The sequence below is a fragment of the Flavobacterium rhizosphaerae genome, assembly GCF_046000445.1.
GTDB classification, from domain to species: domain Bacteria; phylum Bacteroidota; class Bacteroidia; order Flavobacteriales; family Flavobacteriaceae; genus Flavobacterium; species Flavobacterium rhizosphaerae.
Genome location: NZ_JBELPZ010000001.1, coordinates 447219 through 472909, shown reverse-complemented (window position 1 = coordinate 472909; position 25691 = coordinate 447219). Strand labels below are relative to the sequence as shown.

Genomic DNA, 25691 nt, shown 5'->3' with positions numbered 1-25691 from the left:
CATGAAAATAAATTGGGGAACAGGCATAGTAATAGCCTTTGCAGCATTTATGAGCTTTATACTGTTTTTTGTATTTCGTGTGCAAACAGACCATAAATATGATAATGAACTGGTGGTTGAAGAATATTATAAAGAAGAGCGCGGGCTTGAGGCAAGAAAGGATAAAGAAAATAATGCCGTGCAGTTACATAAAGATTTTAGTATTGATAATAATGCAGATGAAATTAAAATAACATTTCCCCAAACGTTTGATGTTACAAAAATAAAAGGAAAAGTGTCCTTATACAGGCCGTCTGACCAGAGGCTGGATTTTGAAATCCCTATTTCATTATCCAACCATCCATACCTGCTCATACCTAAAAAAGGTCTGGCAGGCGGCCGTTGGGACATTACTGTAGACTGGGCTTATGAAGGCACCGGTTACAGAGAAACGGAAATGTTTAATTTATAAAGATTGGCAGATATGAGATGATAGATAACAGATTATTCTACAAGGATATATTATCGGTTATCTATCATCTACTTCTGTAAAAAGAAATGCTCTACTCAGCCATTATATTAGGGTTAATAAGCAGCCTGCACTGCATCGGCATGTGCGGGCCCATTGCTATGATGTTGCCTGTAGACCATAAAAACCCATCCCGAAAAACCCTGCAGGTGCTTACCTATCATTTGGGCAGGCTTAGCGCTTATAGTATTTTAGGGTTAGTGTTTGGCCTGTTGGGCAGGGGGTTTTACCTGGCAGGTATGCAGCAACAGCTTAGCATTATTGCCGGAGTTATAATGATTGCCATAGTAATGGTTCCCGAAAAAAGTTTTGCCCGGTATAATTTTTCTAAACCGGCGTATAAAATAATAAGTAAAGTAAAATCGTCTTTAGGCAGGCAGTTTAAAAAACGGAGTTATAAAGCACTTTTTGCTACAGGGTTGCTAAATGGTTTCTTACCCTGTGGTTTGGTATACGCTGCATTGTTTGGTGCATTAGCCATGCAAAATATACTGTATAGCAGCGCCTATATGTTTTTATATGGTATGGGTACCATACCGCTAATGAGTACGGTTGTTTTTGCGGGAGGTATTATAAATCCATCTTTCCGCAGGCATTTTACAAAACTGGTGCCGTATGTTGCAGTACTGATTGGTATGCTTTTTATTGTGCGCGGATTAGGTTTGAGTATACCTTATATTTCACCCGGAAACATGAATCTTTTTGTGGGGGCACAACCCCATTGCAGATAAATTATTTGACATGGCTATGCAAAACTTTTCTCTTAACGGTATAGTATTTCAGTAATATATAATCATACAATAAGGCAATTACCAATATTCCGCAGGCAATTATAAGTACCTTAAGTTCCATAAATGTATAAGCAAGGCCGCCCAGTATACCTCCAAGAAAAAAACAACTGATTACGGCAACCTTCAGGTAAATTCCCCTTTTTATTTCGCGTTTTTCTTTACTTTCATGGTTAAAGAAAAGCAAGGAAATTTCATTGCCCAGATCTGTAAATATACCCGTAAGGTGCGTGGTACGTACTACCGATTGCGATACTCTGGTAACTAACGAGTTTTGCAATCCCATAGCAAAAAGCAATGTGCATGCAATAAAGCGGGTATTAAAAATATTATTTTGGATGCCAAAAAACGCAATAATGAGTAATGCTGCTATTTCAATTAATATAGGTACAACATACAAAAGGTTTTGCTTATTACGGCTCAAAGCTTCACTTATCAGGCCACATATAAAAGCTCCCAGCATAAAAGATAAAATAAAAAGGAGAAAGTGAGAGGCATGGGCAAAATTTTGATGTACAAATGATTCTGAAAAATAAGCAAAGTGCCCGGTGAGGTTAGTGGTAAGAATGTTTATTGAAAGCAGCCCGGTAATGTTTACCATACCGGCCACAAATGATAGTAGGGAAGCCAGTCGTAAATTATGGGTGTATGATCTCCTGTTTCCACGGTGCCTAAACATTTTTTTTAATTATTTATTACTATAAATTTAGCGATAATTTTCAGCATTTATGCAGATAAAACAAAGCCCGGATATTATTAAAACACCAGGCTTATACTATATTAAATTAGTTGATTGGTTTTAGACTTATACAACCATGCTAAAGAGTTGTGTTTGTGGTGCCTTTCTTTTAAGCCTTACATCAAATGCCATACAAATGTTGCGCACAAACGGTTTGCCTTTTTCGGTAACTGTCAGCCTGTTTTTACCCAGTTCAATAAGCCCGTCATGCTCCATTTCTGCAAGGCTTGCCAGTACGGCAGGTATTTCTTCAAACCACCCTTGCTGTGCACCCCATGTTGTTGTAAAGCTGCACATCAGGTTTAGTATATGTTTGCGTATCAACAGGTCCTCTTCTGTAAGCAGGTGCCCACGGAAAACAGGCAACTCTCCCAATGCTATCCTGTTGTAATAATCTTCAAGCGTTTTTTCATTCTGTGCAAAAGCATACCAGCTATCACTGATAGAAGATACGCCCAGGCCTATCATAAGCTGTGTTTTACCACTGCTGTACCCCATAAAATTACGATGCATGGTGCCGTTTTTATAAGCATGATAAAGACTGTCGGTTGTGGTGGCAAAATGGTCCATGCCTATTTCATGGAATCCTTTTTTTGTCAACAGGTTTTTCCCCACCTCATATAAGGCTCTTTTTTCTTCATCTTTAGGCAGGTTGCTGTCGTCAAAACCACGCTGCCCATTACCTTTTATCCAGGGCACATGGGCATAGCTGTAAAAAGCCAGCCTGTCAGGGTTTAATGATTTTGTTTTTTCTATAGTATCGGTTATGGTTTCAAGGGTTTGAAAAGGCAATCCAAACACCAGGTCATGGCTTATAGAAGTGTAGCCTATCTCTCTTGCCCAAAAGGTAACTTTGGCTACATTATGAAAAGGCTGTACACGGTTAATAGCTTTTTGTACGGTTTCATTATAATCCTGCACGCCAAAGCTTACCCGCCTGAAACCAAGGTTGTACAGGGTTTGCAAGTGCTGGCGTGTGGTGTTATTTGGGTGGCCTTCAAAACCAAACTCATATCCTTGAGCTTTAGCTGCCCGGTCAAAAATTCCGTTAATAAGAATTTCAAGGTTTTCCGGGCTAAAAAACGTCGGGGTGCCGCCGCCCAGGTGTAACTCTTTAATCAACGGCTTTTCAATAAGCAAATCACAATACATACCCCATTCTTCAAGAACGGCAGTTATATAAGCTGTTTCTACCTCATGCCGGCGGGTAACGCGTTTATTACAGCCGCAAAACGTACACATACTTTCACAAAAGGGCAGGTGTATATAAAGGCTGATGCCCTCGTCGCCATTGCTTTCTTTAAACGATTTTATAAACGATGTTTCCCATTTTTCAGCGCTAAAACCACTGTTATCCCAGTAAGGTACTGTTGGGTAGCTGGTGTAGCGTGGCCCCGGTACGTTATATTTTTGGATGATATTGTTTTGCATAATTATATTTCTTTTCCAATATCAAAAGTATAATACGCTTAGCGCTAAAAATATGACAAATGTCATGTTGAAAATAAAAGGCGTAAGAAAGTTTAATTTATAAATGTCATGGATTTTTTACTGAAATTTGCACCATGCAAAATTCATCTATTACCAAAACGCAAATTGCTGTAATGAGCATAACAGCAGGCGTATGTGTAGCCAATATTTACTATAACCAACCCATATTAAAAGACATAGCCCATCAGTTTAATGTACCGGAGAGCAAAGCGGGAATCATTTCGGTACTGGCACAAGCCGGTTACGGGCTGGGTTTATTCTTTCTTACCCCGCTGGGTGATAAGGCAGATCGTAAAAAACTCATATTAGCCTTTATGGGCATGTTGGTGGCAGTGCTGGTAGGCACTACTTTTGTTCAGAATTTTTTCTGGCTGAGTATATTTAGCCTGCTTACCGGGCTGTTGAGTGTTGCAGCACAGGTAATACTCCCTATGGCAGCAGGTATGGATGCAAAAAACCGGGGGCGTAATGTGGGAATTATTTTTACAGGAATACTGGTAGGCATACTCGCTGCACGGGTGTTTAGCGGTTTTATAGCTGAATGGCTAAACTGGCGGTGGGTATATGGTATTTCGGCTGCGATGGTACTGGCCTGCATGGCTATGGTACAGTTTTCCTTACCAAATGTAAAGGCGGGATTTAGCGGACACTATGGTAAGTTGTTGGTATCATCGTTAATACAGTTAAAACGCTTTTCTGTGCTGCGTAGAACCGCATTGTTGGGTGCACTGATGTTCGGTTTGTTTTGCTCATTCTGGACAACGCTTACCTTTCACCTTAGTGGTGAACCCTTTAATTACGGCACCGATATCATTGGGCTGTTTGGCTTTGTAGCTATTGGGGGCGCATTGCTGGCGCCTGTATTTGGCAAACTTGCCGATAAGGGTAACCCCACGCGGGCGCAGCTTTTTGCCGGATTAATGGTGTTAATTAGCATTATTTTAATAAAAGTTTTTCCGCATTCGGTAACAGGGCTTGTAATTTCGGTGTTCCTGTTAGATGTTGGCGTGCAGGCTACACAGGTTACCAACGTAGCTACTATTTATACCCTTGATGCTACCGCACACAGCCGTATTAACACCGCTTATATGACGAGTTATTTTATAGGCGGCGCACTGGGCAGTTTTATTGGGATACAATGCTGGGGTGCCGGAGGCTGGAATCTTGTAACCTGGCAATTGCTGGTATGGAGCGTTTTTGCGTTAGTCGTTGTTTTATTTAGGCGGAATAAATAATATGTTATGAAGAAAATATTTTTAACGGTATTGATTAGCAGTGCAGCTTTCGCACAAAACAAACTTGAAGAAGTAGCTTCTTTTGGTAAAAATCAGCCCATAGGCGTAACTGTAGAAACTGCCACCAACAGGCTGTTTGTTTCTTTCCCTCATAATGAGCCTTTTTTATATGGCCTTACAGAAATAAAAAATGGTGTCAGGGAGCCTTATCCTGATACCTCCTGGAATCAATATAACCCCGAAGCGTACAATTCCCATTTTTATAATGTGCAGGACCTGTATGCCGACGACAAAGGATATTTATGGATGTTAGACAGCAAGCCATCGGGGGCGGCCTCAGTTTTTGGAGATGATGGTAAAAAAGAGGAAGGAAAGTTTAAACTTGTGAAAATTAAACTTGCGAACAATACTGTTGAGCGTATATACCACTTTAGCGGGCTTAATAAGGTAAAAAGCGGGCTTAACGATATAAGGGTGGATACTGATAAAAACCTGGCCTACCTTAGCGACCCCGGCCAGGCGGCTATAATAGTGCTAAATCTGGAAACCGATACCATCAGGGTAGTTTTAGAAAAAAAGTACAGCACAACCATTGAGCCGGCTTTTGTGCTTGAAATTGAAGGCGTAAAAATGATTGACGAAAAAGGGAATCCTTTTAAAAGCAATGTAAATGGTATTGCCCTTACCAAAGACAATAAGTATTTTTATTACAAGCCGATAAATAAAAACGAACTCTTCCGTATAGAAACAAAATATCTGGCTGATGCCTCACTGTCTGAAAAAGAGTTGAACGGTAAAGTAGAAAGAATTGCCAATACAGGGGTTACTCACGGCCTGGTATGCGATAAGAAGGGAAATGTTTATTTTGGAAGTTCGCCGGAACACAGCATTAAATATGTTAGCCCTGATGGTAAAGTACATACCTTGGTTACCGACGACCGTATTATCTGGCCAGACAGTTTTGGTGTGGGGAGTAATAATTACCTGTATTTCAGTTGTGCACAGCTCAACCGTATTCCTAAATGGAACAATGGTACAGACAGGGTAGACTATCCCTTCAGGGTGTTCAGGGTAAAAATGCCGTAGCCGATTGTAGGTTGTTTGGGATTGTATTTATAAACCGCTAACTAATAACTGTTAGTTAACCCTAATCCCTTTCTTCCAGAAATTTTATCATCCTGAAGGCTTTAAGTAAATGTATCAGGCCGGGAATAATAAGCGCCCCACCAATAATAAGGCTGATGCCCAATACATTTATTACACTGTCAGGCGCAATATTGTCTAACAGGCTTATGGGCCCGTTTTTGGTAATAATAAGGTTAGGGAAGTGGGTGCCAATTGCTGCAAAAAGTATTAAAAGTACCTGTAGCCCGGCTAAAAATCGCGTCCATATTACGCGCCCTATGTGTATGGCTCGCCATAATGGGTAAAGTAATATACCCGATAGCACAACGGGGGCAATAGCCAGTGGGTTACTTAAAAATTCATTTGTAAAATCATTGTTTTCAATATAACCGGTTAAAATGGTTAACAAACCTACAAAAACTACAGTTATAATGGCAATGGCCGCCTTACGCATATACATACGCTTTTCATAGTCTTTTGCCTGCCCGATAAGAAAGGCCGCTGCCAGAAACACACACAGCGCACTAAAAAAGAATCCTGTTAGTATGGGAAATGGCTGTAGCCATGGATGTACATAAATTTCATAGAAGCCGGCGTTGGGTGATTGCTCCAGAGTAGTAATATCGCCCTCTAAAAGGGCACCGAAAGTCATTCCTAAAAATATAGGGGTAACCAGGCAGCTAAGTTCAAACATGGTATCATATAAATCCTGTGATTTATCTTTAACCGCATCATAGTGGCGGAACACAAAGGCCACACCCCGCAGTGTAATACCCAACAGTATAAGCGTAAGCGGTATGTGCAGATACACTATGATAATATTATAAAAATCTGGGAAGGCAATCCATAAAACCACGATAAGAATAATAATCCAGATATGGTTGGCCTCCCAAACCGGACCCAATACGCTATACACCGTTTTTTTTATAGATGCCTTATGTTCTTTAGACGAAAACAACTCCAGGGTACCCGCACCAAAGTCGGCACCCCCTAAAAGTACATACAGAAAAAAAGAAAGGACAACAAAAAGCAATACTACGTATAACATGGGCTTAATTAGTTTGCTGGTTCAATATTTTAATCTGCCGCGCCATAAGCCAGGTAACCGCTACGCTCAGCATCAGGTACAGGCATACGTACATGTAAAAACTGTATATCATGCCCGGCATTGGGGTTACGGCATCTTTGGTGCGCATCACTCCCTGAATTATCCAGGGCTGGCGGCCTACTTCAGTAACAATCCATCCCGCTTCCAGTGCAATAAAACCAATGGGCGCCATAAGTGCAAAAAACAGCCAGTAGCGGTGGTTGGCCTGCCATTTCTTTTTCTTTAAGCTGATAAAAAAGATCAATCCAGCCAGCACCAGCAGCATACCCAATCCTACCATTACCTGAAAGGCATAGTGCGTTATAGCCACAGGGGGCCGGTTTTCTTCGGGGAAATCATTCAGCCCCTTAACTTCGGCATCAAAATCACCAAAAGCTAAAAATGAGAGCGCTTTAGGTATTTCAATCTTATGGCTTACGGTTTTGTTTTCTTCATCTACAATACCGCCAATATATAACGGAGCGCCTTTTTCAGTTTCGTAATGCGCCTCAAGGGCGGCAAGTTTTACAGGCTGTTTTTCAGCAATAAACTTAGCCGAAATATCCCCGCTTATCGGTTGCAACAGCGCAGCCACGGCACCAAAGAAGATAGCAATATTAAAAGCCGTTTTATGCACCACTGTATTTCGCCCCTTATAAATCTGCCATGCGTGAATGCCCGCTACGGCGAATGAGGTGGCGGCGAATGCGGCAATAGTCATGTGCAGGGCCTGGCTGAACCACGCATCATTCAAAAAAGCACGTACAGGGTCTATATTTATAAATTCACCGTTAACATAATCAAACCCGGCGGGGCTGTTCATCCAGCTATTGGCAGAAACCACCAATATACCCGAGGTAATACCCGAAACCCCCACGATAATACCAGTGATGAGGTGAAAGCCTTCTTTAATTTTGTTCCATCCATACAGGTAAAAACCCAGTGCCACGGCTTCAATAAAAAATGCGGCGCCTTCTAAAGAAAAAGGCATACCGATAACCGGCCCCGCATGTTTCATAAACACGGGCCACAGCAGCCCAAGCTCAAAAGAGAGCGCGGTGCCCGATACTGCCCCGGTAACAAAAAATATCGCTACCCCTTTTTGCCACGCTTTGGTAAGGGTGAGGTATTCCGGGCGGCGGGTGCGCAGCCATTTGGCGTGGCTCAGCACCATAAAAAACGGCATTACCATACCAATACACGCAAAAACAATGTGGAAGATTAAGGTGAATGCCATTTGCATCCGGGCGGCATCTAAATTGTCCATAAGGCAGGGAGTTTAAGAAGCTAACCAAAGGTACAACACAAACGGATGCGGGTAAAGTATTTTATGGGGAAAGTTTTATGAATGATTGCAAGACGAAATTATGTATTATGGTAATACATTAAATGTTTCTCTATATCTTCTTCCTTAGGTTTTTTAAATGCTGTAGGAGCATAAAGACATGCGAAATATTTATTTAGATTGTTTGAGATGTCTATTAATTTTAACAATGTATATTTTTCAATTAAAGGTTTAAATTTTTCATATCCTTTATTCGTTAAACAATTAAAGAAGAGTAAACCTACTTCATTGTCAGAAAGCTGAGCCCTTATAATTGATGTGTAAGAATATTTGATTTTAAAATTTTCAACCTCATTTTCAACAAATTTTTTCTCGTCAATTAATTTAATTATACGATATAAATTTCTGAAATAATGTCCTAAATCTGTATTGAGTTTTCGATAAATAGTATCATAGATGCTTACCATCCTTGACTCAACACTAATATTATTATAATTAATAATAGAAAGTTTTATACCATCTATATTAAAAAAAATTCTTTTAAATAATTCTATGTTTAGACCATCATAATAATGATTTACATCATAAATTTTTTTGTCAAATATTAAATCATCTTCAATTAATGCTGTTAATATTTTATAACATAAATCGAAAAAATCTTGTGATTTAATAGTTTTATTCTCTCTTATATCTTTAAGGTAAGCACTATATGATGGATTTGATTGAAAGTATTTTTGTAAATCGCTATCATTTTTAATAAGATTTTCAGTGTCAAAATCGATATTTTGAAAAATTTGATGATGGATTGTTAATAAATTAAAAAAAGTATTCTCAAAATTTTGTCTGTAATCTATTTCTTGCTGCTTTATAAATTGTTTTTGAACCAAATCATTAGCATTAATTTGTGCTTTCAGTGCTAAATAAACCAGTATTGATCCAAAAAAGCTTAAAAAAGGTGCTGTTATACCACCGATGGTATCTCCTATTTGGCCTGTTTCCGTAAATGAAATTATATTTAATTTTAAAGTAAAAATTAATGGAAGTATGAAAATTAAAACTCCGATTATTATAAAAATTTTTATTTCGGTTTGATTCAAATTAATTATAAACTTAGATTTCTTTTTTATTTTATCAGACATAATAAAGTTGTTTGGTTTTTAGTAAAAATAATAAAAACCGTATTAAATCACTTTCTGCCAATAAATTTGTTTTTCGTACTTTCGTTACGGACAAATTAAAGTTATGCTGCGAAAAATATTCCGCTTTGTACAGCATTTACTCCACCCCCCTTATCACAAAAGTAACAATAGCCCAAATGGTAAATTGCTTGTCTTCGGTTACCTGTAGTGGTGGGTAGTCGGGGTTTTCGGGCATTAAGTATAACACCTTATCTTTTAGCTTCAGGCGTTTTACAGTAAACTCGCCATCTACCAGGCAAATGGCAATTTTTCCGTCCGCAGGTTCAAGGCTGCGGTCTACCACCAGCAGGTCGCCATCTTCTATCCCTGCGCCGCTCATGCTATTGCCGTCTACTTTAATGTAAAATGTGGCTAACGGGTTTTTGCTCAGGTGCTTGTTCAGGTCAATTTTATACTCCATAAAATCAAGCGCAGGCGAGGGGAATCCCGCCTTTACACCATCCGGAACATAGGGCAGGGCAGTATTGGCCTCCCAGTCGGGCTTATAGAAAGAAAGTTTGCTGTGTTTAGGGTTTACCGGCATTGTACGGTGAGTATTTCGTTAATATCGGTAGTATAACGGTTAGAGAGCCTTTCCTGTTTCATATCCCAGGTTTTCTTTTCCTGCGCAGCCAGGCGTATAATGCGGCTGCCGTTTTTTCCGTTTACCTTATCTATAGCTTTCATCAGGGCCTGGTGCCTGGGGTTTTCATTCATAAACATATCCAGTTGCAGGGTATCCTGCGGAATAAGTTCTGTAACAATAACCCCGGCTTTTTTAAATACCGTGCCCTGTGCTTCGGCCATTATTTGCTTAAAGCCCTCCAGTGCGGCGTTATTAATAGTAATGGCCGAGTTACTGGCAAAAGGCAGCGTTATGGCGCGGCTGTAATTATAGCGGCTGTTGTGTACTTTATGTTTATCGGCAATAAGCATTACAATAACCATGTGGCAGCTTGATTGCTGTTTGCGCAGCTTTTCAGCGGTAACGGTGGCAAAGGTGCTTACGCGCTCACGCAACAGGTCGTAATCGCTTATCTGTTTAGGGAAACTTCGTGTGGTGGCAATACTTTTTTTCTTTTCCGGAACAGCGCCGTCGCCAATTGCCGGCTTGCCTTCCAGTTCCATTTTTATCCGTAGGCCTACCACACCCCAGGTAGTTTTTATCCACCCTGCCATGCGCGGTTTAATAAAATCGTATGCCGTGTGTACCTCCATTGCTTTAAGCTTTTTAGCCATGCGGTGCCCAATGCCCCATACATCTTCAATCTTTATCCATTTAAGTGCTTTTATACGCTTTTCTTCGGTATCTATTACATATACGCCCTTGGTACGTTCCTGAAATTTTTTGGCAATTCTGTTGGCTACTTTTGCAAGGGTTTTAGTGGGGGCGATACCTACACAAATTGGCAGACTAAGCCATTGCTTTACGCGTTGGCACATCTGCTGCCCGTAGTCATTATAATCTTTAACTGCAATGCCCGTAAAATCAAGAAAGGCTTCATCTATACTATACACTTCTACATTTGGGGTAAACTGCTCCATAATGCCCATTACCCGTTCGCTCATATCGCCGTAAAGCGAGTAGTTGGAAGAAAAAACATGCACACCTTGTTCTTTCAGTTGTGTACGTATTTTAAACTCCGGGGCAGCCATAGGTATGCCCAGTGTTTTGGCTTCTTCACTGCGCGAAATAATGCAGCCATCATTGTTTGAGAGTACTACAATAGGCTTTCCTTCCAGCTTTGGCTGAAAGACCCGTTCACAGGAGGCATAAAAATTATTGCAATCAATTAATGCATACATAACACAAAATTAACTGATTTTGATTGTTCCTGCGGCTTTTGGCAGTGTTAAAACTAAATTTAGTAAAAGCAATAAAATTAAAGACTACAGTAGTTTGTCTGAAAATATTTAATAATTATATAATTTATTTTTAAACTAAGCTAAAAAATGTTTTATTTGATATGAAATGGAATGAAGTATGGATATAAAAAACTTATTGATAGCGTCTTCAGACGAAGCCTGGGAAAAGTATCTTCCGCATATTTCTATTGATTGCGTAGTTTTTGGTTTTCATGACGCATCGTTAAAAGTTTTATTAACCCGCCTGAAGGGTGAGAATGACTGGCTGTTGCCCGGAGGTTATGTAGGTAAAGGTGAAGAACTGAAAGAGGCAGCCATACGTATACTCGAACAGCGTACGGGAGCTAAAGATATTTACCTGCAACAGTTTGAAGTGTTTGACGGGCTTAACCGTACCAGCGCTTTTTTTGAAGAATACCCTGAAGGGTTATGGCATAAAATACGTTTTATTGCGGTAGGCTTTTATGCCTTGGTAGATTTTACCCATGTTATACCCGTAGCCGATGCTTTTTCATCGGATTGCGAATGGCAGGATGTTAACAACCTGCCCGGCATGCTTATGGACCATCGGGCGATACTTGATAAGGCTCTTATAACCCTTAGGCGCGAACTTAACTATAAGCCTATAGGGCTAAGCCTTCTTCCGGAAGAATTTACCATGCCGGAGTTACAAAGCCTGTATGAAATTATACTGGGCAGAAAACTGAACCGGGGAAATTTTTACCGTAAAATGATAGCCTACGGAATATTGATTAAACTAAACCACTCCAGGACAGGGGGAGCACACAAGGCACCTAATCTCTATAAATTTGATGTTGAAAAATACAACGAAGCACTGAAAGGTGGCTTTAAAGAAAGCTGGTAGCGCAGCTAACACTTCGTATAAAACAAGAGGGAGAATAAAAATTCTCCCTCTTGTTTTATATTTTATTATCGTATAAAGAAAAAGTTGTGCACCAGGTCCGGGTAAAGCCCCAGGCCTATGGTTATAAGTATTGATATTATGGCTACAGCTTTATAAAGCACAGGTGCGGGCTGGGTTTCTTCAGTACTGTCTTTGGTATACATGGCCAGTATCAGCTTAAAGTAATACCCAACACTCACTATAGAGTTTATAACCGCAATAATTACCAGTGCCACATGACCCCTTGACAAGGTTTGCTGAAAAAGGAAAAATTTAGCAAAAAACCCGGAAAATATTGGGATACCCGCCATTGATAGTAAAGCGCAGGTAAGCACCGCAGCCATGGCAGGGTTACTCTTACCCAGTCCATTAAAGTTGTATATTTTTTCGTTGTCTTTGTTAGTACACACAAAAATTACTACCGAAAAAGCGGCTATACCAGCAAGGGAATACGCACTGGCATAATACAGCAATGTGCCGTCGGCAAACGTGGGGTTTAAAAATATCATAAGCATAAAACCAGCATGTGATATACCCGAATAAGCCAGCATACGCTTTACGTTATCCTGCCTCAAGGCCAAAAGGTTACCCACAGTCATACTTAATACAATGGCTATGGTTATCACTACTATATAAGCACCACTTACTTCATGGTTCATGCTTTTCATTAGCCTGAAAAAAGCAGCCACTGCAGCTACTTTAGCCAAAGTAGCCATGGTAGCAGTACTTAGCGTAGGTGCACCTTCATACACATCGGGTGCCCAAAAATGAAAAGGCACTGCTGCTATTTTAAATAACAGACCTACAGTTAGTAATACTATACCTATAGTAAACCAAACAGGCAACTCGGTAGCAGATGCGGCAAATATTTCTGCGGTGTTAAATGAGCCGGTAGCACCATAAATAAGGGCAATACCAAACAGTATAACCCCCGATGCAAATGCACCCATTAAAAAATATTTCATACCGGCTTCGTTACTCTTCACGTTTTTAGGTTCACTGCCGGCCAGTACATATAATGCTATTGAAAGTATTTCTATACCAAGAAAGAACATGGCAAGGTTGCCAAATGACACCATAGCAACGGCTCCGGTTAGCAAAAACAGTTTTATGGCAATAAAGTCTGATAATTTCTGGCTGTGTTTTTTATGAAAGTCATAGCTTAACGCCACAAGGAAAATAGTAAGCAAAATAAACAGTGTGCTGAATGATACGGCATACCTGTCACTCACAACCATATTAAAATACTGTTGTTCATTAAGGCCAAAGCCTGTATTAGTACCCGTAACAACGCCATATGCTTTATAGCCTGCATAACCCAATATGGCTATAAGCCCTGCCAGTGTAATGGGCACTATGGCTTTTCTTCCGTTAAAAATTTCAGCTATAAGGCAAATAATACCTAATCCTGCAATAGCTATTAATAAATCCATTTTCTATTCAAATCGGGTTATATAAACTAAAACTTTCTCCAGGGCCGGTGTAACAAAATCAACCAATGGTTTAGGGTAAAGGCCAAAAAACAGCAATACTCCTATTATAATTACAAAAACGAGCCCTTCGTTAAAAGTAACATCAGCAAATGGTTTTGCATTTCTTTCGCCCAGCATAACGTGCTGAAACATCCTGAGCATATAAAAAGCACCCAGTATTATAGTGGTACCACCTAATATTGCATACCATATATTGGCCTGTGCAAGGCTGTATAATAATTCAAATTCTCCTACAAAATTAAAAGTACCCGGCAATGCTACCGATGCCAGCACCAGTATCATAAACATACTGGCAAATTTTGGTGTTTGCACCCGTATGCCGCCCATCTCGCTTATTTCTCCTGTTTTGTAACGGCGCTCAATAATTTCGGCTGCAAAAAACAGTCCCACTACTACAAAACCGTGGGCAAGCATTTGTATAAAAGCGCCCCTAAGACCGTCTAGTGTAAGCGTATATGCACCTGCTGCAATAAGGCCAACGTGTGCCAGAGATGAGTAGGCTAATAGCCGTTTAAGGTTAGTTTGCTTAAGCGCAAGTACAGACCCATATATAACACCTGCGATACACAGGGCAATACAAATTGTTTTATGTTGTGATGCCGCATAAGGCGTTATGGGCAATTGCCATTTTATGATGCTGAATAATGCCATTTTAAGCATGATTCCCGATAAAAGCATAGTGCCCGCTGCAGGGGCTTTTTGATATACATTGGCCTGCCAGGTATGAAAAGGCACAATAGGAATTTTTATGGCATATGCTAAAAAGAATGCGGCAAATATCCATGATTGTTCAGTAGATGTTAGTTGTGCATGGTACAGGTGTAGATCTAATAAAGAGCCTGTTTTCCTGTACAAGTATGCAAATGCGGCAAGCATAAATAAAGATCCGGCAAAGGTGTAGATAAAGAATTTTACCACCGCCTTTTTACGCTCTTCGGCATCACCGCTACCCCATATAAGGGCAATAAAATAAATAGGGATTAACGATAGTTCCCAAAAAATATAATATAAAAGTCCGTCAACACTTAAAAAAGAGCCCACCATGGCAAAAGCCATAAACATAATAAGGGCATAAAAGTTTTTGGTTTTAGGGAAAAGGTTTCCAAATGATGTATATACAATTAGCGGGGTTAGCGCCGTTGTAAGCAATACCATTGTCATAGACATGCCATCTGCCTGTAAAGCCAATGTTATACGCGGGTTGCTTATCCACTGGTGAAAATAACTTACACGCTCACCCTGCCCAAGGCGGTACATTATATAAAGTGTTGCCGCAAAAGCTGCCGTGCTGAAAATAAGCGCTGCCTTAGAGGCCCATTTATCGCCTACAAACCAAGTGGCTGCCGCCCCGAATAATAAAATGACAAGTATAAATGATACGTCCATCAGTATGAATTATTTTATCAAAAAGATATAACCAACTATAGAGCAAATGCCCATTACAAATATAAAAAGGTAAAAGCCGATACTTCCGTTCTGCATGGTGCGGCCTTCTTCTCCCAAAGCATTGGCAAGCTTGCCAAAACCATAAACAATACCCGATAGTGCTGCTTCTACTATGTATTTACAAAAATTACCCAAACCATAAACCGGTTTAACAATAAGGGCCATGTATAACTCATCAACATAAAACTTGTTGTACACTACTTTAGTAATACCATGTATATCTTTATCCTGTGGCGGCACTTCACCTTTTTTGATGTATTTAAAATAAGCCAAGGCTATACCTATTATAGCTCCAACCACCGCAATACCCATTAATATATAAGTGGTGCTGCCCATAGCGTGGTGTTCAGCAGGCACGGCGATTACAGGCGCAAGGTAATGATTTAGCCAGTTGCTGCCCGGTAAATTAATAATTCCTCCTACAGTTGCTAAAAGTGCAAGTACAATAAGGGGAAATGTAATAAGCGCAGGAGATTCGTGCAAATGGTGTTTTTGCTCTTCGGTACCGCGAAAATCTTTATAAAAAGTAAGGTATATTAAACGGAACATATAAAAAGCCGTCATTATTGAGGCGATAGAACCAATAGCCCATAGTACAGGGTTATGGTGAAACGCTGTCATCAAAATTTCGTCTTTAGACCAGAAACCGGCCAAGGGCGGTACGCCCGATATTGCTATAGAGGATACCAGGAAAGTAGCAAAAGTTACCTTCATTACTTTACGCAGGCCACCCATATTGCGCATATCCTGTTCGCCATGCAGGGCGTGTATTACAGACCCTGAACCTAAGAACAAACAGGCTTTGAAGAATGCGTGTGTTATTACGTGGAAAACAGCTATCTCATAAGCGCCGCAACCCAGTGCAAGGAACATAAGCCCAAGCTGAGATACGGTAGAGTAGGCCAGTACTTTTTTAATGTCGGTTTGGGCAAGGCCTATGGCAGCAGCTATAAGCGAAGTTACAGCGCCTACAATGGCAATTATATCCTGTACATCGGGTACCAGGTTAAATAAAAAATTCAGCCTTGTTACCATAAATATACCGGCTGTTACCATAGTAGCAGCATGTATGAGCGCTGAAACCGGGGTAGGGCCGGCCATTGCATCGGGCAGCCAGGTGTATAGTGGTATCTGTGCACTTTTACCACAGGCACCAATAAACAAGCACAGCATAGCTATACCAAGCCAGGTGGTGTCAACCGTCCAACCATTTTCAAGGGCGGCTTTAATTCCGTTATATTCAACGGTATGAAATAGGTAAGCAAGTATAAATATACCTATCAAAAAACCAAGGTCACCAATACGGTTCATGATAAAAGCCTTTTTGGCAGCATCATTATATTCCTGGTTTTTATACCAAAAACCTATGAGAAGGTAGGAGCAAAGCCCTACGCCTTCCCAACCTATGAACATTATAAGCAGGTTACTGCCCATAACCAGCATTATCATAAAAAAGATAAACAGGTTTAGGTAGGCAAAAAATTTATGCACATTTTCATCATCATGCATATAACTGATGGAGTATAGGTGTATAAGGGTGCCTATACCGGTAACAAACATTAGCCAAAGCAGCGAAAGCTGGTCTAGCTGAAAGCTGAAATCAACAGAAAAGTTAGTAAGTCTTAACCATGGGAAAAGGTTAACCATTACAGGCTCGTGCGTGCCCATAACCTGTAAAAAGAAAGTAAGGGTTGCGCCAAACGATGCGGCAACGGCTATAGTGCCTATCCAGCCCGGGGTGCTGTGCCCCAGTTTTTTTCCGAAAAATACATTTATTAAAAACCCGGCAAACGGGGCAAGTAGTAATAGTAAGGCCAAATTTGTCTCCATTAGGCGTTATCCTTTTAATTTCTTTAAGTTATCAATGTCAATACTGTGCAGGTTGCGGTATACGGCTACCAATATGGCAAGGCCTACGGCAACTTCGGCAGCGGCCACAGCCATAGAAAAGAATACAAATACCTGCCCGGCGGCATCCTGATGGTAGGTGCTAAAGGCAACCAATAGCAGGTTTACGGCATTAAGCATAATTTCTATAGACATGAACATAACAATGGCATTACGGCGGTACAGTACCCCAAAAGCACCTACACAAAAAAGCAGGGTAGAGAGGTAAATGTAATTATCAATGCCTATTTCCTGTAAAATATTTTCCATTTTAGCTATTGATGTGTTCTTTTTTAGATAATAATACAGCACCTATCATTGATACCAAAAGCAGTACCGAGGCAAATTCAAAGGGCACCATATAGTCGTTAAGCAATACCTCTCCCAGCACTTTAATAGATTGGTAATCTTTACCCGATATTTCATACTGGCGCATAGCGGGTTGAGATTTTATAAAAGTGGCTAAAAGTACAAAGGCAAGCAGACAGAAAGAAAACACGGCGGCAATGCGCGAAAGAAACGTTTTATCCCTTTCGTCTTCTTTGTTCAGGTTCATGAGCATGATAGTAAAGAGCATCAAAATCATGATGGCGCCTGAGTATACAATAATGTGTACTATAGCCAAAAATTGTGCATTAAACATAAGGTAATGCCCGGCTATAGAGAAAAAGCATAATACCAGGTAAATGGCACTGTGAATGGGGTTTTTACTAAATATAGTTAAAAAAGCCGTGGCAAGGGTAATGGCCGATAAAATGTAAAATAAGGTCAGCATACTAGTTCGCCATTTGTGTTTTATTGGTATTTTGTATAGCCATATCAAGCGGCATTACAAGTTTTTCTTTTCCGTAAATAAAATCTTCCCTGTCGCTTTGCGATTTTACCATCACGCGGCTTTTGGTAAGGTATATTGCCTGTTTTGGGCATGCCTCTTCGCACAGGCCGCAGAAGATGCAGCGCAACATATTTATTTCATAAATTTCAGCGTATTTTTCCTCGCGGTACAGGTGTATTTCATTAGGCTTGCGTTCGGCAGCTTTCATGGTTATGGCCTCTGCCGGGCAGCTAAGGGCACACAGGCCGCAGGCCGTACAACGCTCGCGCCCTTCGTCATCGCGCATCAGCATGTGCTGGCCACGGTATACCGGGCTAAGTTCACGTGTTTGCTCAGGATATTTTATGGTAACCTTTCTTTTAAAAAGGTGCTTTATGGTAATCATCAGCCCTTTAAAAATCGCTACAAGGTAAAGTTTCTCCCCAAACGTCATCGTTTTGTTGGAAACTTCCTTTTTGCGTCCGGATAATGACATCGTTTCTATTGACATACTATATTGTTTAGCCTTTTGAAGGCGGAATTATCTAATCATTTATGCTTTATCGGCAATTAAAATTACAATACCGGTAATAATAATATTTGCAATAGCCAGCGGTATTAATGATTTCCAGCCCAGTTTCATCAACTGGTCATAACGGAATCTCGGTATCGTCCAGCGTACCCACATGTAAAAGAATATGAACATGCATATCTTTATAAATAATACGGCAATACCTATAATGTTAGCCGGGTTATGGCCCAGGTTTTCTGCAACCCAATCCATGCCGGGATAGTTATATGCACCAAAATAAAGCACCGCCAGTATAGTTGAGCTGATGAACATAGAGGCATATTCGGCAAACAGGTAAAAACCCATTTTCATTGATGAATATTCGGTATGGTAACCGCCGATAAGCTCGGCCTCACACTCAGCAAGGTCAAACGGGGTCCGGTTGGTTTCTGCAAACGAACATACCAAAAAGATAAGGAAGCCCACAGGCTGGTAAAATACATTCCAGTTCATGCCGTGCTGCCCGGCAGCAATTTCACGCAGGCTAAGGCTCTCAGTCATCATTAAAAGGGCAATAATGGCAAGCCCCATGGCTACTTCATACGATATCATTTGTGATGAGGCACGCATGGCGCTCATCAGCGAGAATTTATTATTAGAGGCCCATCCGCCAATCATAATGCCGTATACACCTACCGAAAGTACTCCAAATACATAAAGTATGGCCACATCAATATCGGCGGCCTGTAGTACAACATCACGGCCAAAAATTTGCAGTGTATCACCCCATGGTATTACAGCACTCGTCATTAGTGCAGTACTCATAGAAATGGCAGGCCCTACAACAAAAAGAAATTTATTTGGCGTATTAGGGAAAAACTCTTCTTTAGAGAAAAGTTTTAAACCATCGGCAAGTGGCTGTAATATACCGCCTTTACCTGCCCTGTTTGGTCCGATACGGTCTTGCAGCCAGGCTGCAATTTTACGCTCGGCAAGGGTTTCGTACATAGCAAAAAGCATGGTGATTGCAAAAATCACAACAATAAAAATGCCTTTCTCTATAATTATTGCACTATCCATTCTATTATAGTTAACAGTTTACGGCTTAAAGTTTACAGCTGTTTATTAAAAACAGGTAACCGGCAACCAACAACATTTATAAATTTCCTTCTTTAAAAACTTCTTTTTCTTTCGCGTCGAGCGTTATCTCCTTCATGCTTATCTTTTTACGATCCTGCTCACGCCCTAACAAAATTTGCTTTTCGGTTTCAATATGCACCGGCTCAAGCTTGCGGGTATAGTTATTTTGGTTAATAACCGAATCCTTTTCAAACTTGCGAGGGCCTTCAATTACCCAGTCGGCCGGGTCTTTATGCTCAAAGCGGCATTCGTTGCAAATAAATTCTTCCACTTCGTGGTATATGTCTTTACGTGCGGTAACCCTTTGTATTTCGTCGCCAAACATCCATAAGGTTGTTTTACCGCAGCATTTATCGCAATCCCTGTGTGCATTATACGGTTTGTTGAACCACACCCTTTGTTTAAAGCGGAATGTTTTATCGGTTAACGCTCCAACCGGGCACACATCAATCATATTTCCTGAAAACTCATTATCAATAGCCTTAGAAATATAGGTTGATATCTGTGCATGGTCGCCACGATTTACTACCCCGTGCACACGCTCATTAGTAAGCTGGTCTGCCGTCATTACACAACGGTAACACAGTATGCAGCGGTTCATGTGCAATTGTATATATGGCCCTATATTTTCAGGCTCAAAGGTACGCTTTTCTTCTATATAGCGTGTTTTGGCCGCACCGTGCTTAAAGCTAAGGTTTTGCAGGTCGCACTCCCCGGCCTGGTCACAAACTGGGCAGTCTAACGGGTGGTTTATCAGGAGGAATTCCGTTACCGATTTGCGTGCATCAAGCACTCTTTCGCTGGAGATGCTTTTTACCTCCATACCATCCATAACCCCTGTAACACACGATGCCATAAGTTTTGGCATCGGCCTTGGGTCTGCCTCACTGCCTTTGCTTACTTCAACAAGGCAACAACGGCATTTGCCGCCGCTCCCCTTTAATTTGGAATAGTAGCACATGGCGGGTGGCACACTTTCGCCTCCAATCATACGCGCAGCCTGCAGGATGGTTGTTCCCGGTTCTACATTTATTTCCTGGCCGTCTATTGTTACTTTCATCTTAAAATTTGTTTGAAAGTTTCATGTTTCAGGTTTCCCTGATATTAACATTACAACCTCTATTTTACAAAAAGCAAAGCCTGGATGCTTTTACTTTTTCGATTTAACAACTTAGTTACACTGTTTCTTTTGCCACAAGGTGCCTTACTTTTTCAAAAGGCTCGGCTACAAAATGGTCTTTGTTTTTAATTTTTTCAGGAAAACGAACATGGTATTCAAATTCATCCCTAAAGTGGCGTATTGCTGCTGCTACAGGCCATGCTGCTGCATCGCCCAGCGGACATATTGTGTTTCCTTCAATTTTTTTCTGTATATCCCAAAGCAGGTCTATATCTTCTTCGCGGCCTTCGCCGGTTTCTATACGGTATAATACTTTTTCAAGCCACCCGGTACCTTCACGGCATGGTGAGCACTGCCCACAGCTTTCGTGATGGTAAAACCTTGAGAAATTCCAGGTATTCCTAACCACACAGGCAGTATCATTATATACTATAAATCCGCCCGAACCCAACATAGACCCTGTAGCAAAACCACCATCACTAAGCGATTCATACGTCATTACACGGTCATTACCTTCGGCTGTTTTATAGATAAGGTTTGCCGGAAGTATAGGAACTGAAGAGCCTCCGGGCACCAAAGCCTTAAGCGGCCTGTCATCCATCATTCCGCCAAGATACTGGTCTGAGTTCATAAACTCATCTACCCCAAGGCCTAATTCTATTTCGTAAACGCCCGGGTTTTTACAATGCCCCGAAGCAGAAATCAATTTTGTACCTGTTGAGCGGCCAACGCCTATTTTAGCATATTCTGCACCTGTATTATTTACAATCCATGGCACAGCGGCAATAGATTCTACATTGTTTACCACCGTAGGTTCCTGCCATAAGCCTTTAACGGCAGGGAATGGTGGCTTAATCCTTGGGTTGCCCCTTTTTCCTTCAAGAGACTCTATAAGGGCGGTTTCCTCACCACAAATATATGCGCCTGCACCACAGTGCACAGCAAGGTCAAGGTCATACCCTGTACCTAATATGTTTTTACCCAGCCATCCTGCGGCATAGGCTTCTTTAATAGCTTTTTCAAGAATTTTGAACACCCACATGTATTCCCCACGGATGTAAATATAGCTCAGGTTAGCCTCTAAAGCATAGCTGGCAGTAATCATACCCTCAATTAACAAGTGGGGTATGTATTCCATTAAAAAACGGTCTTTAAATGTTCCCGGCTCCGACTCGTCGGCGTTACACACCAGGTGGCGTGGGTTGCCGGATTTTTTATCAATGAAACTCCATTTTAAGCCGGTTGGGAAACCTGCACCACCACGGCCACGTAGCCCCGATGTTTTTACTTCTTCCACAACCTCGTCAGGCGTCATTCCTTTCAGGGCTTTCTCCACCGAAGCATAACCACCCATTTTGCGGTATACTTCATAGGTTTTTATCCCCGGTACATTTATATGTTCTAATAATATCTTCCTTCCCATTATTGTTCGGTATAAGAATCCTGTTTGTGTAAATCTATCTTACCGGCACGGCAATCCTCAATAATCTGGTCTACCTTTTCTTTGGTAAGATGTTCTTTATAAAAATCACCAAGCTGCATCATGGGTGCATAACCACAGGCGCCAAGGCACTCAACACCTACAACGGTAAACATACCGTCGGGCGTGGTTTCGCCCGGTTTAATACCCAGTTTTTGACAGGTATAGTCTATAAGGTCTTCGGCACCACGAAGGGCACAACACGAAGTACGGCAAAACTCAAACATGTACTTGCCTATTGGCTTCTGGTTGTACATGGTATAAAATGATACCACTTCATACACCTCTATAGGTTGTATTTCTAGTATTTCAGCAACTTTATCCATCAGGGGAGCGCTAAGCCAGTTATCATGTGCATCCTGCACTTCGTGTAATACGGGCAGCAAGGCACTTTTCTTTTTATCAGCCGGGTAGTGGCTTAAAAGCTCATCAATCCTGGCCTGAAGGGCAGGGGTAATGTTTATTTCCTGATGTATGTTACTAACTTCCATACTCTTTTTGTTCTATATTCTATTTTTTATTTTAAATGTTGAATTTTAAATGACAGCGTCATCTTTCATTCATAATTTAAAATTTATAATTCAAAATAATTTACGCGTCAAGCTCCCCGGCAATTACATTAAGGCTACTTAGTGTGGCAATGGCATCACTCAGCATCTGGCCCCGTACCATATCATTAAATGCCTGGTAATATATAAAACAGGGCCTGCGGAAATGCAGCCTGTACGGTGTGCGGCTACCATCGGTTATCAGGTAAAATCCAAGTTCTCCGTTACCGCCTTCTACAGCGTGGTATACTTCTGTTTTTGGCACGGGCACTTCGCCCATCACAATTTTAAAGTGATAGATGAGTGCCTCCATATTATTATATACTTCTTCTTTAGGTGGCAGGTAATAATCGGGCACATTGGCATGGAAAGGCCCTTCAGGCAGTTTATCAAGCGCCTGGCGGATAATCTTCAGGCTTTCCCAAACCTCTGCATTACGCACACAAAAACGGTCATACGTATCACCTGATTTTCCTACCGGTACATCAAATTCAAAATCTTCATAAGAGCTGTAAGGGCTCATTACCCTTACATCATAATCTATGCCCGCAGCGCGCAGGTTAGGGCCTGTAAAACCATAGCTTATTGCTTTTTCTGCCGATATTGGCCCTACATCAATAGTACGGTCCATAAATATCCGGTTGCGCGACAGCATATTTTCGAATTCTTCCCATATTTTAGGGAATTCATCCATAAAATCGTTCAGCTTTTTAAAGGCAGCGGGGCTCCAGTCCCTTTCAAAACCACCAATACGGCCCATATTTGTAGTAAGGCGGGCACCGCAAATTTCTTCGTATATCTCGTAAATCTTTTCCCTGTACTGAAATACATAAAGAAAACCGGTTAAGGCGCCGGTATCTACCCCAAGTACCGAGTTACATATAATATGGTCTGCAATACGTGCCAGCTCCATTACTATTACCCTTAAGTACTGTACCCTTTTAGGGACTTCTATATCCAGGGCTTTTTCTATAGTCATCCACCATCCCATATTATTTATTGGGGCTGAACAGTAATTCATCCTGTCAGTAAGCGGTGTTATCTGGTAAAATGGCCTGTTTTCGGCAATTTTTTCAAAAGCGCGGTGAATGTAGCCTACGGTGCCTTCGCCATCCAGTATGCGTTCACCATCCATAAGTAGTATATTCTGAAATATACCGTGTGTGGCGGGGTGTGTAGGCCCAAGGTTTAGTATAGAGAGTTCGCTGCCGTCTTCATTCTGCCGTTGTTCAATCATTTTGGCATAGCGTTGCTCTGGTGGTAATAACAGGTCTGACATATTATTGTATAATTAGTCCTTGTTTTTAACTGTATAAGCATTATCTGTGGTACGGCCAAAAAAGCGGTCATCCTTATCGGTACGGCCTGCGTCTTCTAACGGGTACTCTTTCCGCATCGGGAATGATTCCATCTCATCCATGTTGAGTATTCTTTTCAGCTGTGGATGGCCTTTAAATATAATGCCGTAAAAATCGTAAGTTTCACGTTCCTGCCAGTTGGCGCTCAAAAAAAGGTTGGTAACGCTGTCTGTTTCAGGATTATCGCCGTTAAGGTATGTTTTTATCCTTATCCGCACATTATCTATCCAGTTATGCATATGATATACCACTGCAAACTGGCGTTCTTTATCATTATCAGGATAATGTATACCACATACATCGGTAAGGAAGTTAAAGCGGAGTTGTGGATCTTCTTTAAGATAACGGATTATGTTATTGGCTTCATCCGAAACCACTTCAAAAGAAAAGATGTCTTTTATCAGGATAAAATCACCAACTTTTTCGCCAAATTTTCCGGTAAGTTTTTCTTCTATTACAGCTAATTCTAAAGCCATTTGCTTATGATATATTATAAGAGGCCAATAATTCTTTATATTCAGGTGAGTTTCTGCGGCGTACCGATTCACTTTTTACAATGTCCTGTAGTTTAAGTATGCCGTCAAGTATCTGCTCCGGCCTTGGCGGGCACCCGGGCACATAAACGTCTACCGGTATCACCTTGTCAATGCCCTGAAGTACAGAATAGGTATCAAATACTCCGCCTGAGCAGGCACAGGCACCAACAGCTATAACCCACCGGGGTTCACTCATCTGCTCGTATACCTGGCGTAATATTGGAGCCATTTTTTTTGCAATGGTACCCATAACCAGCAGCATATCTGCCTGGCGTGGTGAAAAACTCATACGTTCTGAACCAAAACGGGCTACATCATAATGAGAGGCCATGGTGGCCATAAATTCTATACCGCAGCATGATGTTGCAAAAGGCAAAGGCCAGAGTGAATTTGCACGTGCAAGCCCTACAACTTCATCCAGCTTGGTAGCAAAAAATCCGTTACCCTGCACTCCTGCAGGAGTGTCAACTACTTTTATATCTGATGAATTACTCATGTTTAATCATTTTTTTTGTTAATCAGGTATGTAACTTCAAAAAGCATACCTAATTAACCAAGGGTTATTCCCACTCAAGGCCTTTCTTTTTAATTACATAAAAAAAGCCTACTACAAGTAGTAGCATAAATATACCCATTTTTATAAGGCCCTCTACACCCATGCCACGAAAGTTTACCGCCCAGGGATACATAAATATCACTTCTACATCAAACAACACAAACAGAATGGCTACAAGGAAATATTTAACCGAAAACGGGATACGCGCATTGCCTATAGACTCTATACCACACTCAAAATTTTTATCTTTATTTACTGAGTTTCTTTTTGGACCCAGCATGTTTGATACCGCTATGGTGCCTGCCACAAAGGCTATAGCAAGGCCCATTTGCATAAGTATTGGTATGTAATCTGCCTGATTTGTTTCCATATATAAAATATATTATATCTATATCAATACACAAATATACATGTGATATTTCAACTAATTCAACGTTTTTTTAAGAGATAAAAAACAATCGCTTAATTTTTACTGATTCTAAATAATGTAAAATTTACTTTTTTTAACGGGTGATGCATATTTGTCATTTACCTTAACCACTTGTTAACAAATCTTTAAAAAAAGGCATAAAAACTTTATTAAACATTATGTTTTT

Annotated in this window: 26 protein-coding genes; 5 read left to right on the top strand and 21 right to left on the bottom strand. The window is 40.8% G+C overall.

All coding sequences use genetic code 11. The features are described 5' to 3' along the window. The first annotated feature begins 1 nt into the window (after position 1). Entirely contained in the window at positions 2-451 is a 450-nt protein-coding gene (locus ABS766_RS02090) for a FixH family protein (RefSeq protein ID WP_408083432.1), read from the top strand. Between the two features lie 86 nt (positions 452-537). Continuing rightward, complete coding sequence (locus ABS766_RS02085; RefSeq protein ID WP_408083431.1) at positions 538-1239, top strand: sulfite exporter TauE/SafE family protein; 702 nt, start codon at positions 538-540, stop codon at positions 1237-1239. Between the two features lies 1 nt (position 1240). Here the strand turns inward: ABS766_RS02085 and ABS766_RS02080 are convergent, their stop codons facing one another. Together ABS766_RS02080 and hemN are read right to left on the bottom strand one after the other, a co-directional pair. After that, on the bottom strand, positions 1241-1975 hold the full coding sequence (locus tag ABS766_RS02080; protein WP_408083430.1) for a YoaK family protein: 735 nt from the start codon (positions 1973-1975) through the stop codon (positions 1241-1243). A gap of 126 nt (positions 1976-2101) precedes the next feature. Further along, positions 2102-3466 (bottom strand): oxygen-independent coproporphyrinogen III oxidase, encoded by a 1365-nt coding sequence (gene hemN / locus ABS766_RS02075; RefSeq protein ID WP_408083429.1) that lies wholly within the window; start codon positions 3464-3466, stop codon positions 2102-2104. A gap of 134 nt (positions 3467-3600) precedes the next feature. Here hemN and ABS766_RS02070 point away from each other — a divergent pair, with 134 nt between their 5' ends. Together ABS766_RS02070 and ABS766_RS02065 are read left to right on the top strand one after the other, a co-directional pair. After that, positions 3601-4761, top strand: coding sequence for an MFS transporter (locus tag ABS766_RS02070; RefSeq protein WP_408083428.1), 1161 nt, complete (start codon positions 3601-3603; stop codon positions 4759-4761). A 6-nt stretch (positions 4762-4767) separates the two neighbouring features. Continuing rightward, positions 4768-5847 carry an SMP-30/gluconolactonase/LRE family protein gene (locus tag ABS766_RS02065; RefSeq protein ID WP_408083427.1) on the top strand — a complete coding sequence of 360 codons (1080 nt, stop codon included), beginning with the start codon at positions 4768-4770 and terminating at the stop codon, positions 5845-5847. A gap of 61 nt (positions 5848-5908) precedes the next feature. Here the strand turns inward: ABS766_RS02065 and ABS766_RS02060 are convergent, their stop codons facing one another. The 5 genes from ABS766_RS02060 to ABS766_RS02040 form a co-directional block, all read right to left on the bottom strand. Continuing rightward, a complete protein-coding gene (locus ABS766_RS02060; protein ID WP_408083426.1) occupies positions 5909-6934 on the bottom strand; it encodes a cytochrome d ubiquinol oxidase subunit II in 1026 nt (341 codons plus the stop codon). A 4-nt stretch (positions 6935-6938) separates the two neighbouring features. Continuing rightward, the gene (locus ABS766_RS02055) at positions 6939-8240 is read right to left on the bottom strand and encodes a cytochrome ubiquinol oxidase subunit I (RefSeq protein WP_408083425.1); all 1302 of its coding nucleotides are present in this window, start codon (positions 8238-8240) and stop codon (positions 6939-6941) included. 98 nt (positions 8241-8338) lie between these two features. Further along, entirely contained in the window at positions 8339-9397 is a 1059-nt protein-coding gene (locus ABS766_RS02050) for a putative phage abortive infection protein (protein WP_408083424.1), read from the bottom strand. Positions 9398-9533: 136 nt separating this feature from the next. Next, positions 9534-9980: a LexA family protein gene (locus tag ABS766_RS02045; RefSeq protein ID WP_408083423.1), complete on the bottom strand. Its 447-nt coding sequence runs from the start codon at positions 9978-9980 to the stop codon at positions 9534-9536. Further along, positions 9971-11242, bottom strand: a complete 1272-nt coding sequence (locus tag ABS766_RS02040; RefSeq protein ID WP_408083422.1) for a Y-family DNA polymerase — start codon at positions 11240-11242, stop codon at positions 9971-9973. Before ABS766_RS02040 ends, ABS766_RS02045 begins: the two co-directional genes overlap by 10 nt. 178 nt (positions 11243-11420) lie before the next feature. Between ABS766_RS02040 and ABS766_RS02035 the strand changes: the two genes are divergently transcribed. Beyond that, positions 11421-12167 carry an NUDIX hydrolase gene (locus ABS766_RS02035; protein ID WP_408083421.1) on the top strand — a complete coding sequence of 249 codons (747 nt, stop codon included), beginning with the start codon at positions 11421-11423 and terminating at the stop codon, positions 12165-12167. 65 nt (positions 12168-12232) lie between these two features. Here the strand turns inward: ABS766_RS02035 and ABS766_RS02030 are convergent, their stop codons facing one another. The 14 genes from ABS766_RS02030 to ABS766_RS01965 form a co-directional block, all read right to left on the bottom strand. After that, positions 12233-13639 carry an NADH-quinone oxidoreductase subunit N gene (locus tag ABS766_RS02030; protein WP_408083420.1) on the bottom strand — a complete coding sequence of 469 codons (1407 nt, stop codon included), beginning with the start codon at positions 13637-13639 and terminating at the stop codon, positions 12233-12235. 3 nt (positions 13640-13642) lie between these two features. Continuing rightward, on the bottom strand, positions 13643-15085 hold the full coding sequence (locus tag ABS766_RS02025; protein ID WP_408083419.1) for a complex I subunit 4 family protein: 1443 nt from the start codon (positions 15083-15085) through the stop codon (positions 13643-13645). Between the two features lie 9 nt (positions 15086-15094). After that, complete coding sequence (gene nuoL, locus ABS766_RS02020) at positions 15095-16975, bottom strand: NADH-quinone oxidoreductase subunit L (RefSeq protein WP_408083418.1); 1881 nt, start codon at positions 16973-16975, stop codon at positions 15095-15097. 6 nt (positions 16976-16981) lie between these two features. Then, a complete protein-coding gene (gene nuoK, locus ABS766_RS02015; protein ID WP_408083417.1) occupies positions 16982-17302 on the bottom strand; it encodes an NADH-quinone oxidoreductase subunit NuoK in 321 nt (106 codons plus the stop codon). Between the two features lies 1 nt (position 17303). Then, entirely contained in the window at positions 17304-17807 is a 504-nt protein-coding gene (locus ABS766_RS02010; RefSeq protein ID WP_408083416.1) for an NADH-quinone oxidoreductase subunit J family protein, read from the bottom strand. Between the two features lies 1 nt (position 17808). Beyond that, positions 17809-18357 (bottom strand): NuoI/complex I 23 kDa subunit family protein, encoded by a 549-nt coding sequence (locus ABS766_RS02005; protein ID WP_408083415.1) that lies wholly within the window; start codon positions 18355-18357, stop codon positions 17809-17811. Between the two features lie 42 nt (positions 18358-18399). Further along, entirely contained in the window at positions 18400-19437 is a 1038-nt protein-coding gene (gene nuoH, locus ABS766_RS02000; protein ID WP_408083414.1) for an NADH-quinone oxidoreductase subunit NuoH, read from the bottom strand. 76 nt (positions 19438-19513) lie between these two features. Then, positions 19514-20557 carry a 2Fe-2S iron-sulfur cluster-binding protein gene (locus ABS766_RS01995; RefSeq protein WP_408083413.1) on the bottom strand — a complete coding sequence of 348 codons (1044 nt, stop codon included), beginning with the start codon at positions 20555-20557 and terminating at the stop codon, positions 19514-19516. Between the two features lie 115 nt (positions 20558-20672). Continuing rightward, positions 20673-22040, bottom strand: coding sequence for an NADH-quinone oxidoreductase subunit NuoF (gene nuoF / locus ABS766_RS01990; RefSeq protein WP_408083412.1), 1368 nt, complete (start codon positions 22038-22040; stop codon positions 20673-20675). After that, positions 22040-22588 (bottom strand): NADH-quinone oxidoreductase subunit NuoE family protein, encoded by a 549-nt coding sequence (locus ABS766_RS01985; RefSeq protein WP_408083411.1) that lies wholly within the window; start codon positions 22586-22588, stop codon positions 22040-22042. The genes nuoF and ABS766_RS01985 overlap by 1 nt, the downstream gene beginning before the upstream one ends. Positions 22589-22688: 100 nt before the next feature. Beyond that, a complete protein-coding gene (locus ABS766_RS01980) occupies positions 22689-23924 on the bottom strand; it encodes an NADH-quinone oxidoreductase subunit D (RefSeq protein WP_408083410.1) in 1236 nt (411 codons plus the stop codon). Between the two features lie 12 nt (positions 23925-23936). After that, complete coding sequence (locus tag ABS766_RS01975) at positions 23937-24479, bottom strand: NADH-quinone oxidoreductase subunit C (RefSeq protein ID WP_408083409.1); 543 nt, start codon at positions 24477-24479, stop codon at positions 23937-23939. A 4-nt stretch (positions 24480-24483) separates the two neighbouring features. After that, positions 24484-25035, bottom strand: coding sequence for an NADH-quinone oxidoreductase subunit B (locus tag ABS766_RS01970; protein ID WP_408083408.1), 552 nt, complete (start codon positions 25033-25035; stop codon positions 24484-24486). A 64-nt stretch (positions 25036-25099) separates the two neighbouring features. Then, complete coding sequence (locus tag ABS766_RS01965; protein ID WP_408083407.1) at positions 25100-25465, bottom strand: NADH-quinone oxidoreductase subunit A; 366 nt, start codon at positions 25463-25465, stop codon at positions 25100-25102. Positions 25466-25691: the final 226 nt, after the last annotated feature.